The sequence below is a fragment of the Kitasatospora sp. NPDC004240 genome (genome assembly GCF_053603215.1).
On record NZ_JBSGFD010000083.1, the window covers coordinates 20,966 to 36,005 of the forward strand.

A 15,040-nucleotide genomic window follows, 5' to 3' on the forward strand; every position below is an offset into this window, starting at 1 on the left:
CCGGGCTCGGCCTCCCGTACGCGGATAGAGCGTGCGCGGGCTCGGGCCTCCCCCCGAACCGGGATCGGTGCCCGCGCGTGCGGACCGAAGCACCACAGGGGCCGGGGACCAAAGGGTGTGGGGGTGGCCACCGAGACCTTCGGCCGGGGCACGAGGAGTTCGGTTGTCGCGGTGATCTTGCGCTGGTGTGCTTTGAACAGCCGCACCGGAGAACCGGCGTGACCTCACAGATGCAGGAGAGATCGTGAATTCTCACAACGAGCAGTCCATGTCCCACGTCCACCCCGCGGGCGCGCGTCCCGCGTTCGTCGCAGGTGGGTCTGGCGGACTTGAGGAACGGCCCGGCGTGCCCGTACGTGCCCCACACCTCGTAGAGCCGGTCGAGGTGGTCGTCCAGCAGGTAGGGGTCGGCCAACTGCTGGAGTTCCGAGGCACCGAGGGCGTCGGTGCCGCCCCGCCTCCACCGTTCCAGCGCCTGCCGGTTGGCGTCCGAGGCGGTCTGCGCCGCGATCGGCGGACCGAGTACCGGTGCCAGCTCGCCGATGACAGGAGCGGGTGCCGGCATCACGACCCACCATCCCGTGAAGCTCATGCCGCGATGCTAGGCGGCGGGGGTGACAGGACCAGTCGGTGCGACCCGGGGACCGGGGTTGCTCGGCTACTTGGTGACGAAGCGGCAGCTACCGGCCCCGGGGCCTCTCGTACCCGGCCCGCGCGGGCCGACCTGGTCTGTCGGTCAGCCGGTCAGCCGGTCAGCCGGTCTGCCGGTGGCTGGGGCACCTCCTGCGCGGGGGAGGGGTGGGTGTTCGGGGGCGTCGGCGTGGTCCGCTTGATTCGCGGGGCCGGGGGCCGCAGAGTCGGGGTGACGGCTGTCCGTGCGGCGCCGGTACCCCTGCCCGCCGGGCATGTGCGCCCGTACCCGCCCGCCCGTTCGGGTGGCGGGGAGGCGGTCCCCGATCTGTTGGAGCGGTTGCGTCGATGGTTCTCGATCTGGTCGTGATCGGTACGGCCATCACCCTGGGGCCGCTGCACAACAGTGCCTTCATCCTGCTGCTGTCCTCGCGACGCGGGGTCCGCAAGGGGCTGGCGTTCCTGTTGTCGTGGCTGGCGAACCTGGTCGCGGTGATCGCGGTCGTGATGCTGCTGACCGGGGGGACGCCGCCCGTCCACCACACCGCGCCGTCCACCGGAGTGATCGCCGCGAAGCTGGCGATCGGTGTCGCCCTGGTCCTGTACGGCGGGTACCGGCGCCGGCGTCCACCGCGCCCGCACCGGCCGCCGAGCTGGACGGGCCGTATCGACAACGCCTCGCCGGCCACCGCGGCGGGCCTGGCGTGGCTGCTCCAGCCGTGGGCCATGGTCGGCGCCGGGGCGGCCACGGTCGTCGACGCCGACCTGTCCTCGCTGTCCGACTGGCTGGCCCTGACCGGTTACTGCGTGCTGGCGACCCTCAGCCTGTTGGTCATGGAGCTGTACACCGTCTGGGCGCCGGACGCCGCGAACGCCCGACTGAACGGCCTGCGGACCTGGCTGGAGCAGCACCAGGACCAGCTGATCATCACCCTCTCGCTGTTGCTCGGGCTCTGGCTGACGGCCAGGAGCATCTACGAGCTCGTCTCCTGACGCGCCTTCGGACGCCGCTCGCCCTACGGTCAGGCCTTCCCGGATGCGGCCCGGTGGGTTCGGGCGAGGATCAGGGACGCCACTCATGGACACCCCATGAGGACTGGAGGACCTCGCTCGGCCATTCCTGTCGCACCTGCTCCAGCAGCCTCCGCTGTTCGTTGACCCAGCCCTCTCCGAGGCACAGCGGGATGAACACGGAGACACATGAACGGCCCAGGTCCTCCACACGGACAGCGACCGTCCGATGCTCCTCGTCGTACGGATCGATCCTGATCTCGGGGCTGTGGTCGTCGTCCTTCCAACAGATGTCCTGACCCGCGGCGAGCCGGTCCAGAGCACGGGCCCAGCCTTCCAGGTCGGAAGGCGACAGGGTGGTGGGCAGCCGACCGCTGACGAAGCCGCTCGTGACCAGGACCTCCGCGTCGAGCAGGTCATGAAGGTGCAGCACACCCGGTGACCTGCGCCCCGACACCCGCACCCGGAAGCTGTTGTCGCCATCCACGAGGCTGATCAGTTCCATCGTCCACCTTCTTGCCTACCCGACCGCACCTGCCGGGGTGCATGGTGCTGAACCAGCTCTCCAGGCTCAACCGGATTGCCTGACGTCGTTCTGCCCGGGGCTTCTGGCGCCAAGGCCTACTGATGCAGCACCAGATCCTCGCCCTCGGGAGTCACCTCGCGGCGTGGATGCAACCGAGCGACCCGAGCGACCCGAGCGACCCGAGCGGGCCGAGATCGGGGACGAGCAGGCGCCGTTGTCCGCGCGCCTCGTGCGCGCTGTTGAGCGGCGGCTCCATTTCCGCACGCGTGACGGTCGCGCGGCGCCGTCACGCGTGCGGAGCGCGAGCGGCATCCCGTCCGTCCAGTCGCCCGCACGCCGGCGTCCGGTGTATGGGGGGACAACGCTGCTCCGCCCTGGCCACAGTGGGTTCTCCCGTCCGCTGCCCGGTGCGGTACGGCCGGGCCGCGCCTGCTCCCGGGGTTGCCGGCGTCGGATGGGTTGTCGACGTCTCTGACGGCCGGACGACCCGATGGGTCGAGGGCGCTTGGAGTGCGTCAGATATATATTTGCTACGGGTGTAAGATTGCCGCATGAGTGTTGAACCGGTGGGGCTGCGGGAGTCCAAGAAGCGGGAGACCAGGCAGCTGATCTCCGACCACGCGACCAGGCTGTTCGTCGAGCAGGGTTTCGAGGTGACGACGATCGCCGAGATCGCGGCCGCGGCGCGGGTCGCGAAGAAGACCGTCACCAACTACTTCCCGCGCAAGGAGGATCTGGCGCTCGATCATCACGAGGCGTTCGTCGCCGGTCCCGCCGCGATTGTCGCCGGACGGGCGCCGGGTGAGTCGGCTCTGGTGGCGCTTCGTCGTGCGTTCCTCGCCGCCGTCGAGCGCCGGGATCCGGTCGCAGGTTTCGCGCCGCTGCCTTTCGCCCGGATGATCGCCGACAGCCCTACGCTGCTCGCCCGCCTGCGTGATCTGCACGACCAGCGCGAGGCGGCTCTCGCCGAGGTCCTGGCCGAGGCTGCCGGCGTCGACCGGGGTGACATCACCGTACGCGCGGTCGCCACCCAGCTCGGGGGCGCGCACCGGGTTCTGTTCCAGCGCATCCAGGAGCTCATCCTTGCCGGCCGGGACGCCGCGGACATCGCCGCCGTCGTGACCGGGGAGGCCGTGCTCGTGTTCGACCTGCTGGAGCCGGCCCTCGCCGACTACGTGGTCGCCTGAAGGGCTGCGGCGCGCCTGCCGTGCCCGGGCGTGAGGCCGGATCCGGGGGGCCGGCCACCCCCGTGCGGGTTCCTCGGAGCGTTCACCGTACGCCATTGCAATGGTCGGGCATGGCTGGTGTTGCGTTACAAATCCTCCGGTTGCAACGATATTGACGATGTGAGCTGCGCGTATGGTGATTTTGCGCAACAAGCTCGTTGTGTCTTTCGTGAAGGCAACGTAGCGTTTCTCTCGTCAGAAACAGCGGGGAGGTTCCCCGTGAACCCCGGGGCGCAGCGCCGCCGGGTGAACCGGTGAGCAGCAGGGGGCGGACACCATGGCGGCAGTGCAGAGCGGGCGGCGAGCGGGATCCGGGCCGGTGGCCGCCTTCGCCCGGTTCGTGCTGTGCGGCGGCGGGGTCGGGCTGGCCTCCTCCTTCGCGGTGGTGGCCCTGGCCACCCGGATCCCCTGGATCCTGGCCAACACTCTGATCGCCGTGATCTCCACGCTCCTGGCCACCGAACTGCACGCCCGCTTCACCTTCGGCGCCGCCTGCCGCGCCACCTGGCGCCAGCACGTCCAGTCGGCCGGTTCCGCGGTGGCCGCGTACGCGGCGACCTGCGGCGCGATGCTCACCCTGCACCACCTGGTGGCCAACCCCGGCGCGCTGCTGGAGCAGGCGGTCTATCTGGCCGCCTCCGCCCTCGCCGGCGTGGCGCGCTTCGCCCTGCTGCGCCTGGTCGTGTTCGCGCGCACCCGTACGGCGGTCCCGGTCGTCGTCCACCCCGTGTGCGCGATCGCGGCCCCGGCCGGGCCCGCCGAACTGTGCCGCGCGGCCTGACCGTTCTGCCGGTCCCGCCGGCCGCCTGACGGACGCCCCTCGGTCCCGTCGCGCAGTCTCCGGCGTGTAGCGCTCAACTCCCTTGGCCTGTAGGGGGAATGACGGGACGCGTGCGATGGCGCTCCGGTGGGCGCCGGGCCTTTCCGGGGTCGTCCGATCCACCGGCCTCGGCGGGTCGGCCTGTGGAATGATGGGCGGGCCTTCGAGACGTGGGGAGTTGTGTCGTGAACGGGTCCACGCCGGTGCTGCCGGAGGTGCTGCTGCTCCTGCTGCTGGCGGTGCTGAGTGTCGCTCTGATCGTCGTCGGACTGGTCGTGAGGCACCGACAGCGGGCCCGTCGCCGGCAGCCTCCGCCGCAGGGTTTCCAGCAGCCGTACGCCCACCGGCCCTACCCGCAGCAGCCGTTCGGGCCGTCGCAGGAACCGCCCGCGGGGCCGTAGGCCGTACCCGGGGCGGTAGCGTCGAAGGGGTTCGCCGGGTCGTCGGTGGCGGGCCGCTCCTGCGTTGCCGCGTGCCGGGTGGCGGGCCCTGACGGGAGTGTCACACGGCTCGTTGCATGAACACCCGCGGCCACCTGTCCAGACCGTGGGCCGCTTCCCGGGTGCGGATGTCGCGCTGGGCCGGGCTGAGTCGGTGGTCGTCGAGCGGGTGGAAGCCGCAGCGTGCGTAGTACGGGGCGTTCCACGGTACGTCGGTGAACGTGGTGAGGGTCAGGGCGGGGACGTGCCGGGCCGCGGCGCGTTCGGCGAGGTGTTCCAGGAGGGAACGCCCGATGCGCCGATGGGCGTGATCGGGGTGGACCGACACCTGTTCGACGTGCAGGTTGCCGTCGACGTGGTCGGCGACGAGGTAGGCGACGGGGGTGTCGCTCTCGTCGACGGCCGCCCAGGCCAGTCCCTCCCGCTGGTAGCGGGCGAGTTCGTCGAGGGGCAGCGGCTCGTCGTCGGCGATCTCGGGCATGCCGATGTCGCGGAAGCAGCGTCCGGCCGCTCTCTCGATGTCCTGGAGCAGGGGCAGTTCCTCGGTGCGGACCTCTCGAATACGCATGGTCCCATTGTCCGGGGCCGGGGCCGTGGGCGGGAAAGGTTTTCGCGCAGCGTCGCGGCCAGCTGCTCGGTGGCCGCATCGAGCTCCCACGCGGCGAGGTCGTCCACCGGAGGCGGGAGCGGCGGTGGCGGAGGGCGGAGTCGATCGCCGGCCAGATCCCGACGGCCAGCAGCAGGGCCCCGCCCCCCGGGAGCCGTCCGGGGTATCGGCGCGGTGCGTCCTCGTCGACCCGGCTGCCGGGTTGCCCGGTTGCCCGGTTGCGTGGTCCGGTGGGGGCGGATCCGAGTACGGATACTCATGCGGGCGCGGATCCACGGGCACATGATGCTGTCCATGACACAGAGTTCTCGGCGGAGCGTCCGGGCGAGGAAAGCCAGGGCATGGACGGCGGGTGCCGTGGTCGTGGCCGCTGCGGCAGGATTCGGCGCCTACAGGGTTGCCGAGCGTTGGCACGACCCGTACCCCGTCGCGCATCCGGTGGCCACGGCGCAGCGGTTGGACGCGCGTACGCAGGCCGTGTACGACGCGCTCGCGCTGCCGCAGGCACGCCTCGATTCCGAGGGGCCCCGCAAGGTCCTCTATTCCGGGGTCAACGATTGCCACCCCCGTGGCCTGGCCTACGCCTTCGACCTCCGTGCCCAACCACCCGGCGAGGAACGGACCGTCACCATCAACGAGAGCTGGGCGCTGGCAGGCGTCGGGCGGCCGCAGGCGTTGGAGGCGATGCAGCGGGCACGCCGGACGCTGACCGCCGCCGGATGGTCCGTCACCTCCTTCGCCGACAACGAGGTCGAGCTCACGCTGCGAATGACGCCCCCCGCGACCGCACCCGGTGTGTCCGAGAAGATCGTCGTCACCCACACCCCGGGCGACCGTCTGGCGGTCTCCGCCCACGCCGGCTGCGCGAAGATGCCGGACAACGTCGGCACCAACCAATGGGGCGAGCCGGCCCTGCCCACCCCCACGGCACCCGCACAGCTCAGGCCCGCCACCGAGGACGGCGCCCGAGGGTGACGGATCCGGGCCCCACCCGTCGGTGTGAGCGCCGGTGGCGTGGCGTTGGGCTGCGGTGCACAGGGGGCCGGGTCAGCTGGCTGCAGCGTTCCGGGTGCCGGGCTGGGAGAGCCAGGAGGCGGCCTCGGCCAGCCGGTTCAGGTTGGTCGGGATCAGGGCCGGGTCGGCGTGGTGGTGGTCGAGGGCGGTCGCGAGAATGCCGATGATCGTGTCGTCGCCGTAGTCGCGGGCGGCGATGTGACTGCCGCACATGCCGCAGAATCCTCGGGTGGTCCTGCCCTCGTAGGTGTCGAACCAGGTCGGCTCGGCGCCGGTCCACTCCAGTCCGGCCGCCGAGAACCCGACCCACCACTGGAACGGCGCGCCGGAGCGCCTGGCGCAGTGCTCGCAGCGGCACACGTGCGGGTCGTCCACCGGGCCGGTGACGGTGAAGCGGATCTTCCCGCACAGGCATCCACCGGAGCGGACCTCTGGGTCGGGGCCTGGGGCGACGGTGTCGATGTTTTCGGACACTAGTTCAGTTTCCTTGCGTGACAGGAGAGTTGGCCACCAGTGTGCCATTTCGTTGCCATCGGAGGCGGCCATGCGTGGGCCTCGGGTCGATCATCGTCCACCGGGGGCGGGTCCACGGTAGCGGCCGCTTCTCGCGTCGGCGGCGCATGGGGCCGGGCGTGGACCGGGTCGGAACATGGACGCCGCCTCCGTTGTCCGGCGTGCCGGTGCTCGTCGCCCGGCCGTCCGCCGAGCACACTGAACGCTGTGACCGATGTGCGCGAGAACCTGAGCTACCAGACGTTCGGCCGGGCGGTGCGCGAACTCGCGCAGATGATCGCCGATGATGGGTACGATCCCGACCTCATCCTGAGCATCGCCCGAGGCGGTGTGTTCGTAGCGGGGGGTCTGGCGTATGCGCTGGACTGCAAGAACATCCACCTTGTGAATGTCGAGTTCTATACGGGCGTGGGTACCACTCTTGAAATGCCCGTCATGTTGGCGCCTGTCCCCGCGGCGATCGACTTCACCGACAAGAAGGTCCTGATCGCCGACGACGTCGCCGACACGGGCAAGACGCTGAAGCTGGTGCACGACTTCTGTCTCGGTCACGTCGCCGAGGTGCGGTCCGCCGTCATCTACGAGAAGTCGCACTCCCTCGTGCAGTGCGAGTACGTGTGGAAGCGTACGGATGAGTGGATCAACTTCCCGTGGTCGGCGGAACCGCCGATCGTCCGGCGCGAGGGCCAGGTGTTCGACGCCTGATCGGAGTACGCGAGCCGGACAACAACCATGAACGAGGGGGCCGGCGTTAGGCTCCAATCCCCCTCGGCGACGAGCAGCGTGACCCGCTACCTCTGCCGTGCCCCGGGGGCCTCGTCGTACGGCCAGGCCTCGCGGACAGAGCGGGGATGTCCGGATCCGGCATGACGACAGGTCAACTGTTCAAGACCGAGCCGGTGGTGACGCTTCGTCGTGGTGTCGGCGTACCGGGGGAGTGTGACACGGCTGGCGCGGGGCGCGGGGCGCGGGGGCGCGGGGGCCGGGGGTAGGGGGCAGGGGTCTGGGCGCGGGTGTGTGGGTGGGGCGGGACGTGGCGTGTCGGCGGCCCCGCAGTCACGGGCTGGCCGCGGCCGGCGGGTGTCGTTCGGCCGTGGCCCTTCCGGGGTGTCCCCGCCGGGCCGGGTGGCCGGTCGGATCCGGCCATGCCCCGTGGGGGCGGTGGAGGTGTTCGCGGCTGTGGGGGCGGGGTGTGGTGTTTGAGCAGTCGGGTGGGTGGGGGTTGTTGGTGTCCGTGATTTCCGTTCTTGTGTGGTTCCTTCGTGATTGAACCGAGGGGATGTTTCACGAAGATAACGAATCGCGGTTGATGCGAGACTCGTCCGTTCACTTATTGACGTCACTGTGGGTGGCCGGGTTAACTCCGTGTGCCCCACCCCGCCCCCGCCGCTTCATCCCCCACTGCTTCGCCCCCCACTGCTTCACGCTCACCGCCCCGCCCCACCTTCGCCGTCCCATCTCAACCCTCACCCCACCCCCCACCGCTGTGTCGCGGTGATGTCAGGGAGGCACCCTCACATGAACGCCAAGATGCGTCGCGCCGCCGTCGCCGCCGCTGTCCTTTCACTCGCTCTGCCTCTGGCGGCGTGCGGCAAGGCCGGTGATGACGGTCAGCAGGAGTCCGCGGACGCCGGCGCCGGCGGCGCGAACAGGTCGATCGGCCTGCTGCTGCCGGAGAACGCCTCGTCGTCGCGGTACGAGTCCTTCGACCGTCCGTTCATCGAGGCGAAGGTGAAGGCGCTGTGCCCGGATTGCACGGTGAAGTACGGCAACGCCGAGGGCAGCGCCGCGCGGCAGAAGCAGCAGTTCGACACCCTGATCGCGGAGGGCGTGAAGGTGATCGTCCTGGACGCCTTCGATGCCAAGGCCACCCAGTCGTGGGTGAAGGACGCCGCGGACAAGGGCGTCAAGGTCGTCGCGTACGACCGGCTGGCCACGGGGCCGGTGGCCGCGTACGTGTCGTTCGACAACTTCAAGGTCGGTGAGCTGCAGGGCCAGGCGCTGTTGGAGGCGTTGGGCGCGAAGGCCGCGGAGTCCGACATCGTGATGATCAACGGGGACGAGGCGGATCCGAACGCCGCGCAGTTCAAGAAGGGCGCGCACTACGCCCTGGACGGCAAGGTCCGGAAGATCGTCTACGAGCAGTCGGGGGAGTGGAAGCCGACCGTGGCGGGGCAGAAGATGGGCGCGGCGATCAGCCAGTTCGGGAAGAAGGGCTTCCAGGCGGTGTACTCCGCCAACGACGGCATGGCGGGTGCGATCATCGCCCAGCTGAAGGCCGCGGGCATCAGCGTTCCGGTCGGCGGCCAGGACGCGGGTCTCGACGCGATCCAGCGCATCGTCGCGGGCGAGCAGACGTTCACCGTCTACAAGGCGTACAAGCCGATCGCGGAGAACGCCGCGGAGATCGCCGTCGGCCTGATCCAGGGCAAGGACATCCGGGCCGTCGCCTCCACGACCATCGACAGTGCCACCGACGTGAAGATCCCGGCCAGGCTCCTGCGGCCGGTCGTGGTCACCAAGGCGAACATCAACACCACCGTGATCGCCGACGGCCTCTACACGCCCGCCGACATCTGCACCGCGGACTACGCGGCCGCCTGCGCCGCGGCCGGCATCACCAAGTAGCCCACCTCCAGGTCCGGGCAGCACGCGGCCTTCCCCGAGCGGGACGTCACCGGCCCGGCCCCGAGAAAGGCGCCGGTGGCCCCGGGGCAGTACGTCGGCGGTCCCGGGTGGAACGTCGGCGGTCCCGGGCAGCGGCGCGGGGGGCACCCCGCGGTCTCGGCCGGCCCCCGCGCCGCTGCCCGCCCCTTGGTGGGGAGCACACCCCCGAGGCCCCGCCCCACCTGCGGCACCAGGGAGCGCATGATGCTCCCTCGGGTGGGGCGGGGCCCCGGACCGCAGGCCCCGTACCACAAGGCCCCGGGTCGGCCGGGCCCGGGAGGGACACCGCGGGCCCATCGAACAGAGGTGGCGTGACCTCCGGCAGCACGTCGAGCTGCGCGAGGCCTCCCTCGGGGACTGCGGCCGCTCTGCGGAACCCCCTGCGGAACCCCCCTGCGGAACCCCCCCCTGCGGGCACGAACGTGCCTGCTTCTCCGGCCCTTTGGTGCCGGCTCGTCCCCGAGTCTTCGGCCCGCGGTTCTCCGGAGCCGGATCGGTGATGCCGGAGGAATCACAGCGGGATGGTCCGTAGAGTGAGAGCCGTTCCGCGTACCGCCTCGATACTGTGGCTTCGTATGACCGGCACCGAGATCGAGATCACCGAAGACCTGGTCCGCGACCTTCGGCCTGGGTAGGCCTGTCCACGCCGGCCGGTAGTCGGTGCGGTTTTGTGGTCCTGTCGGTGCTGTGGTCTACCGTGCCTTGCCATGGGCTATGACGTGCACATCACGCGGCGTGAGATCTGGTGGGACGAGGAAGGTCCGGACATCAGCACGCTGGAGTGGGAGGCGGTGGTCGCCGGCGATCCCGACCTGGTGATGTTCTCGCCCGATGGCGGCTGGGGCGGAGAGCCTCAGTGGATCGCCGAGTTGGCCACGGGCTCGCAGGACCCTGAACTCGGCGAGGCGATGTACTGGCGGGAGGGGAGGATCGTGGCCAAGCATCCGAGCGATCCGTTGCTCGCGAAGATGTGCCAGGTGGCGAGGGTGCTGGAGGCGCGGGTCCAGGGTGATGACGGTGAGTACTACGACGCCTGAGGTGGGGGTCACCGTGGAGTGATCAAGGGTTGTGTGGGGCTCTCGGCCTGGTCGCGCGTGGAACGGCGCGCCGTTGCCCGCGATCTCGATACTCAGCTGGGCGCCGAGTTCCTCGAAGCCGAGGGAGGCCGCGACACGGCGGGAGGCGGCCGGGGCGGGCTCGCGTTCGCCCGTCGGGAGGGCATCGGGCGGGTTGGGGATCTTCGTTGACATGCCGTCAGAGGGGGGTCAACGATGGCCCTTATGCGTTTTCTTCGGCGTGTGCGTGCGGATCTGCTGGCAGGGGCGAATCTGGAGATCTACACGACGGCGTTGCTGTCGTTGGTGCTGGCGGTCCTCGGTGCCCTCGGTGCGGTCGGAGGGGAGGTGCTGGCCGCGGCCACGCTGGCGACGCTCGCGCTGCTGGCCGGTGGCATGCTCACCAGCCGCCGGCAGGTGGCGGAACTGACCGCGGAGGTGCGGGCCCGCGGCAGGGGAGAGATCTCCGCCGCGGAATTCCTCGGCAGGGGCAAGGCGGACCTCCTGGAGCATGTGCGGGCCGCGCAGGACATCCGGATCGTCGGGGTGACGCTGTCGCGTACGCTGCGCGACCTGGTGGACGAGCTCCAGCGCAGGGCGGTCGCCGGTGCGGTGGTCAGGGTGGCGCTGATCGACCCGGCCGGTCCGGCGCCCGAGGAGGCGGCGCGCCGCAGCACCACCCCCGACCGCGCCGGGATGTACCGCAACCGGCTGCTGTCCTCCGTCGACCTGCTGCGCGAGCTCGCCGAGACGCCGGGCGCGCAGGCCAGGGTCGAGGTGCGGTTCCTCGACTTCGTCCCGGCCTTCGGACTGGTCCTGATCGATGCGCACCAGCGCGAGGGCCGTATCCACGTCGACCTGTACTCGCACGGCTCGGCCAGCGGGGACGCCGTCTTCACCGTTCTCCCGCACCGCGACGGCGAGTGGTTCCAGCACTTCCGCGGGGAGTTCGACAAGGTCTGGGAACAGGGCCGGCCGACGCGTCCGATGGCTTCGCCGTGCCCGCGGGGGTGTGAGAGAGGCCGGCGGGGGTCTGCGGGGCCTGGCCGGGTTTCCGGGCACGGCCCCCGGAGGGCCCGCACGCTGCCCGACGGGCCCGGGGGTCGTCCAGTGCGTGTTCGAGCCGGGTCGGGAACCCGTCGAAGCCCTCCGGTACCAGGGCCCGGGTCAGGATCAGGGCCTCGCGTTGGGCTGCCACGTGGTCGGGGTCGAAGCCGAGGGCGGGCATGCGGTCCAGGAGGACGCAGGCGCGCTCGGGCAGCAGGGCCCGGTCCGATCCTGCCCTCGGCCACCAGCAGGAGCACCAGGGTGGTGACGAAGCTCTTGGTACTGCTGCCGATGCGCATGTGTCCGTCCGCCAGCGCCCTGCCGCTCCCGCCCAGCTCGCTCACACCGGCACTGCCGGCCCACTCGCCCCGCTTGTCGTTCACCCGGATCCGGACCCCGAGGAAGCCGGACCCGGCGACCTCCTCGACGGCCTTCTGCAGCCGCGGACGATCCTGGGCCCGGCGGGAAAGGCCGGTGGACATGTGAGGCTCCTTCACAGCGGTGGTGCTCGGGGCGGCGTCCTGCCGCTGAGAGGAGCCTTGGGGTCTGGAGCGCCTCGCCCCGGCCGAGGGGGAGGCGGCCCGGTGCGGGCCGTGGTGTCGGCTCGCGGGTCCAACGGCCGGTGGCGGTGTCGGACTGCGCCACCGCCAGGACCGGTACCCGCCCGACCGGTTCGTCGGGCCGGGGGTCGGCGGCCGGGGTCCCGGCGGGTCGCGCTGCCGTGATCGCGGGCCGTTCCCGGGGTGGCCCTCGCCCGTCGGGGGTGCTGCGATGGTTCAGGACGTGGGGGCGGTGGCGGGGGGCAGCAGCTACCGGACCACCGAGTTCTACGCCCAGCCGCCCGCCGACGGCCTCTGGGCCTGCACCACCATGCCCGGCTACACCCACACCGGGGTCATGAGCAGCTACACGTGCTCCAGCGGCGGGAGCTACACGACTAACCAGTTCCTGCTCTACAAGCCCGTGACCGGCATGTGGGCCTGCTCCGTGCCGTCCGGGTTCACGTACACGGCCACCCAGCAGACCTACACCTGCTCCGGTGGCGCCGGCTACACCACCACCCAGTTCCTGCTGCGCGCGCTGTAGGCGCCGAGGGCCCGCCTCCGGCGGCTTGATGCCCTGCTCCAACAGCTCGGCCGCCTGGATCCGTACCGCTTCCCGGCGTCCACGTCCTGCGGCGGTCAGCCCGTCCCCATCCGCGTATCTCACACACAGGACGTACAGCCACCGCTCCAGGCCCAACAGGAACTTCGCGAAATCACCCTGACGGGCCGAAGTCAGTACTCCGATGAGCGCAGGGTCTGTCGGGGGGTGTTCCTACGGTCCGGAGCATGAACGACGTTCGTTCCTGAACCTGCCGCCTGTGGCGGCGCTGGTCGGGCGGGCCGCGCTGCTGCTGCGGGAGTTCAACGAAGCGGCCATGGCCGGCTCCACCCTGGACCCGGCCGCTCTGACGGAGGTCTTCGACGGGGTGATCGCGGTTCTCGAGCGGCTGCCCAACACCCTGCGCCGCCTCGGAGGTCATCTCGTGTGCGTCCGGAGCCGGGGCGCTGTGGCGGACCCGCTGGGCCGCGACGCCGGCGAACTGGCCGAACGGGTCCGTCAACGCTGCCACGACACGGCGGAGGCGTTGCCCGCGATGACGGCGGCGCTGCGGCAGGCACGCGCGCTCACGGCCGGCCTTACCTGCGCCGGGCTGCGGCGCCCGGCGCTGGAAGGCCTCGGGAGGGCGGACGGGTGGACGGGACCCGGGCGCCGGCCCGGGCCGAGGACGCCACGGGCCCGCCGTCCGGCGCCTGCCGGGAGGGCTGCGCTCCGGTGCCCGGTGGTGGCCGGCATGGTGTGGGCGGCGGGCGGGTCACGTGCCGGCTTCCTCGGGAAACCAGCCGAGGAGGTAGGCGGCGCTGGTGCGGACCGCCGGATCCTGATCGTTCAGCAGGGGCAGTAGGCCCGGCAGTTGGGCGCGGACGGCGTCGTAGGAGCGCAGCGCGCCTTCGCGGAGTCGATGGGGTGGCCTGCCGCACAGTACTCCCGGCCCTTGCGGAGCTGATCCAGCCTGGTCTCGTCGCTCTCCGCGGCGATCTGTGCGTCGTACCGGCGCAGGTTCTCCTGCGGGCTGGTGACCGCGGCGCGCCAGGCGGCGGTGTCGATACCCAGCGGAAGGTCGTAGGTGTCGTGCCAGTCGACGGCCAGACGGGTCAGCAGCATCAGCGCCTCGGTCCGGGTGCCAGCCGGGCCCGCGACGGCGATCCGGGCGAGGAACGGCACCGCGAAGGGGGAGGCGGAGTACCTGGTCCCCTGGTGGCAGATGCTGTTGAAGAGACGCTCGAAGGCCAGCTCCCTGGCCTTCTCGTCCTCCCCGCACGCGGCCCGCAGTTCACCGGGCATGTCGGTGGCGCTCCCGTAGGCGTGCCCCAGAGCAGCCCAGTCGATGTCATCCAGCCCGGCCAGCAAGTCCTCGCTCATGATCCACACGCTCGCATGCACCACTGACACCGACTCCGACAGGCCATCCGCCCGCTTGGGCCCCGCGGTCACACTCCGGTGAGGCGGGCCCGTCCGGCCTCGCCGCCTGGCGGTCCCTCTCACCTGCGGCCCTCCCTCTCACCCGGCCGCAGCCGTCCCGTCCCGCCCGGCTGTGCCGCTGGCCGCCGGGCTGTACCGCTGTCGGCCACGGCCAGACCGACCGCCCGGCCGCCCGTGACCAGCAACTGACCTGAGCCGCCGACAGTTCGTCCCCCTCCGCCCGGCGGCCGCTACTGCCGGTCCAGCCACTCCGCTGGGGGGAGATGGGTCTCCGTGGAGTCGCCGGGCCGGTCCGCCCAGAAGGTGCCGATGAGCACCGGTCGGGTGAGGAGGACGTCGTCGGCCCGCTGGGTGGCGCCGAAGAATCCCAGTTCCTCCGAGGCGAGGTCCCCCAGGTAGGTGTACTGCAGGAAGATGTCGCGGGTGTCCGTGTACCGGGTGAGGTCGGCGGCGAGCCGGGACGGCGCGCGGCCCACCAGCGCAATCCCGTCCAGCAGGACCTGGGGGCCGCGCAGGGCGTCGATGGCCACGCCCACCAGGCGCCCGGTGCTGAAGTAGGCGGTGACCGCCGGCCGGTCGCGCGTGTGCGGGGGTTGTACTCGCGGCTGAGCACCGTCCCGTAGTGCGGCTTGTCCTTGCTCCACGGGAGGAGCTCCGGTACGCCGTGGAGGGCTTCCTCCGCCTCCCCGGGTGTCATCCCGAATCGCAGCGGGCCCACACCGCGGAGCGGCTCCGCCGTCCATCGGATCCGCTTCTCCTCCGCGACAACATCCCAGCTCACGTCCCGCTCCCCTTCTCTTTCTCTCCGCCGGTCCTGGAAGTCCCGGCCCCGCCGGCTGGTCCCTCCGGCCCGGGGGAGCGTACGGCAGGGCAATGACACCGCGGCCGCACCGCAGGTGCGCTCGGCGGCCGTCCGGTCCGCCCGCGTCCGTCCGGCCTGCCCGCGCCGGCCCGGGCC

16 protein-coding genes are annotated in these 15,040 nt (G+C 71.3%); 10 read left to right on the forward strand and 6 right to left on the reverse strand.

Going from position 1 to position 15,040, the window contains the following annotated elements; translation table 11 throughout:
* Nucleotides 1–978: 978 nt before the first annotated feature.
* Nucleotides 979–1,623 carry a GAP family protein gene (locus ACWEQL_RS22640; RefSeq protein ID WP_452152101.1) on the forward strand — a complete coding sequence of 215 codons (645 nt, stop codon included), beginning with the start codon at nt 979–981 and terminating at the stop codon, nt 1,621–1,623.
* A 70-nt stretch (nt 1,624–1,693) separates the two neighbouring features.
* On the opposite strand, the gene ACWEQL_RS22645 is transcribed toward ACWEQL_RS22640, so the two are convergent.
* Nucleotides 1,694–2,146 (reverse strand): DUF5959 family protein, encoded by a 453-nt coding sequence (locus tag ACWEQL_RS22645; protein ID WP_452152102.1) that lies wholly within the window; start codon nt 2,144–2,146, stop codon nt 1,694–1,696.
* A gap of 572 nt (nt 2,147–2,718) precedes the next feature.
* Here ACWEQL_RS22645 and ACWEQL_RS22650 point away from each other — a divergent pair.
* From ACWEQL_RS22650 to ACWEQL_RS22660, 3 genes are all read left to right on the forward strand, one after another.
* Complete coding sequence (locus ACWEQL_RS22650) at nt 2,719–3,354, forward strand: TetR/AcrR family transcriptional regulator (RefSeq protein ID WP_452152103.1); 636 nt, start codon at nt 2,719–2,721, stop codon at nt 3,352–3,354.
* Nucleotides 3,355–3,670: 316 nt separating this feature from the next.
* Nucleotides 3,671–4,174, forward strand: a complete 504-nt coding sequence (locus tag ACWEQL_RS22655; RefSeq protein WP_452152104.1) for a GtrA family protein — start codon at nt 3,671–3,673, stop codon at nt 4,172–4,174.
* A gap of 224 nt (nt 4,175–4,398) precedes the next feature.
* Nucleotides 4,399–4,614 (forward strand): hypothetical protein, encoded by a 216-nt coding sequence (locus ACWEQL_RS22660; protein ID WP_452152105.1) that lies wholly within the window; start codon nt 4,399–4,401, stop codon nt 4,612–4,614.
* Nucleotides 4,615–4,714: 100 nt separating this feature from the next.
* On the opposite strand, the gene ACWEQL_RS22665 is transcribed toward ACWEQL_RS22660, so the two are convergent.
* Complete coding sequence (locus ACWEQL_RS22665) at nt 4,715–5,221, reverse strand: GNAT family N-acetyltransferase (protein ID WP_452152106.1); 507 nt, start codon at nt 5,219–5,221, stop codon at nt 4,715–4,717.
* Between the two features lie 333 nt (nt 5,222–5,554).
* On the opposite strand from ACWEQL_RS22665, the gene ACWEQL_RS22670 reads away from it, so the two are divergent.
* On the forward strand, nt 5,555–6,235 hold the full coding sequence (locus tag ACWEQL_RS22670) for a hypothetical protein (RefSeq protein ID WP_452152107.1): 681 nt from the start codon (nt 5,555–5,557) through the stop codon (nt 6,233–6,235).
* A gap of 72 nt (nt 6,236–6,307) precedes the next feature.
* Here ACWEQL_RS22670 and ACWEQL_RS22675 read toward each other — a convergent pair whose 3' ends face one another.
* A complete protein-coding gene (locus ACWEQL_RS22675; RefSeq protein ID WP_452152108.1) occupies nt 6,308–6,748 on the reverse strand; it encodes a GFA family protein in 441 nt (146 codons plus the stop codon).
* Between the two features lie 246 nt (nt 6,749–6,994).
* Between ACWEQL_RS22675 and ACWEQL_RS22680 the strand changes: the two genes are divergently transcribed.
* The 3 genes from ACWEQL_RS22680 to ACWEQL_RS22690 all read left to right on the forward strand — a co-directional run bounded on the left by ACWEQL_RS22680 (nt 6,995) and on the right by ACWEQL_RS22690 (nt 10,491).
* On the forward strand, nt 6,995–7,492 hold the full coding sequence (locus tag ACWEQL_RS22680; protein ID WP_452152109.1) for a phosphoribosyltransferase: 498 nt from the start codon (nt 6,995–6,997) through the stop codon (nt 7,490–7,492).
* A gap of 813 nt (nt 7,493–8,305) precedes the next feature.
* Nucleotides 8,306–9,415: a substrate-binding domain-containing protein gene (locus tag ACWEQL_RS22685; protein WP_452152110.1), complete on the forward strand. Its 1,110-nt coding sequence runs from the start codon at nt 8,306–8,308 to the stop codon at nt 9,413–9,415.
* 746 nt (nt 9,416–10,161) lie between these two features.
* Nucleotides 10,162–10,491 carry a hypothetical protein gene (locus tag ACWEQL_RS22690; protein ID WP_452152111.1) on the forward strand — a complete coding sequence of 110 codons (330 nt, stop codon included), beginning with the start codon at nt 10,162–10,164 and terminating at the stop codon, nt 10,489–10,491.
* 228 nt (nt 10,492–10,719) lie between these two features.
* Here the strand turns inward: ACWEQL_RS22690 and ACWEQL_RS22695 are convergent, their stop codons facing one another.
* A complete protein-coding gene (locus ACWEQL_RS22695; protein WP_452152112.1) occupies nt 10,720–11,445 on the reverse strand; it encodes a hypothetical protein in 726 nt (241 codons plus the stop codon).
* A gap of 882 nt (nt 11,446–12,327) precedes the next feature.
* Here ACWEQL_RS22695 and ACWEQL_RS22700 point away from each other — a divergent pair.
* Together ACWEQL_RS22700 and ACWEQL_RS22705 are read left to right on the forward strand one after the other, a co-directional pair.
* Entirely contained in the window at nt 12,328–12,642 is a 315-nt protein-coding gene (locus ACWEQL_RS22700) for a hypothetical protein (protein WP_452152113.1), read from the forward strand.
* Between the two features lie 277 nt (nt 12,643–12,919).
* Nucleotides 12,920–13,504 (forward strand): hypothetical protein, encoded by a 585-nt coding sequence (locus ACWEQL_RS22705; protein ID WP_452152114.1) that lies wholly within the window; start codon nt 12,920–12,922, stop codon nt 13,502–13,504.
* Here ACWEQL_RS22705 and ACWEQL_RS22710 read toward each other — a convergent pair.
* On the reverse strand, nt 13,489–14,022 hold the full coding sequence (locus tag ACWEQL_RS22710; protein WP_452152115.1) for a hypothetical protein: 534 nt from the start codon (nt 14,020–14,022) through the stop codon (nt 13,489–13,491). The genes ACWEQL_RS22705 and ACWEQL_RS22710 overlap by 16 nt on opposite strands.
* 290 nt (nt 14,023–14,312) lie before the next feature.
* The gene (locus tag ACWEQL_RS22715; protein WP_452152116.1) at nt 14,313–14,726 is read right to left on the reverse strand and encodes a hypothetical protein; all 414 of its coding nucleotides are present in this window, start codon (nt 14,724–14,726) and stop codon (nt 14,313–14,315) included.
* Nucleotides 14,727–15,040 lie beyond the last annotated feature (314 nt).

What these genes read in the sequence shown, in the direction of transcription:
- ACWEQL_RS22640 (WP_452152101.1), top strand. Translation starts at nt 979, where the DNA reads ATGGTTCTCGATCTGGTCGTGATCGGTACGGCCATCACCCTGGGGCCG.
- ACWEQL_RS22645 (WP_452152102.1), bottom strand. Translation starts at nt 2,146, where the DNA reads ATGGAACTGATCAGCCTCGTGGATGGCGACAACAGCTTCCGGGTGCGG.
- ACWEQL_RS22650 (WP_452152103.1), top strand. Translation starts at nt 2,719, where the DNA reads ATGAGTGTTGAACCGGTGGGGCTGCGGGAGTCCAAGAAGCGGGAGACC.
- ACWEQL_RS22655 (WP_452152104.1), top strand. Translation starts at nt 3,671, where the DNA reads ATGGCGGCAGTGCAGAGCGGGCGGCGAGCGGGATCCGGGCCGGTGGCC.
- ACWEQL_RS22665 (WP_452152106.1), bottom strand. Translation starts at nt 5,221, where the DNA reads ATGCGTATTCGAGAGGTCCGCACCGAGGAACTGCCCCTGCTCCAGGAC.
- ACWEQL_RS22670 (WP_452152107.1), top strand. Translation starts at nt 5,555, where the DNA reads ATGACACAGAGTTCTCGGCGGAGCGTCCGGGCGAGGAAAGCCAGGGCA.
- ACWEQL_RS22685 (WP_452152110.1), top strand. Translation starts at nt 8,306, where the DNA reads ATGAACGCCAAGATGCGTCGCGCCGCCGTCGCCGCCGCTGTCCTTTCA.
- ACWEQL_RS22690 (WP_452152111.1), top strand. Translation starts at nt 10,162, where the DNA reads ATGGGCTATGACGTGCACATCACGCGGCGTGAGATCTGGTGGGACGAG.
- ACWEQL_RS22700 (WP_452152113.1), top strand. Translation starts at nt 12,328, where the DNA reads ATGGTTCAGGACGTGGGGGCGGTGGCGGGGGGCAGCAGCTACCGGACC.
- ACWEQL_RS22710 (WP_452152115.1), bottom strand. Translation starts at nt 14,022, where the DNA reads ATGAGCGAGGACTTGCTGGCCGGGCTGGATGACATCGACTGGGCTGCT.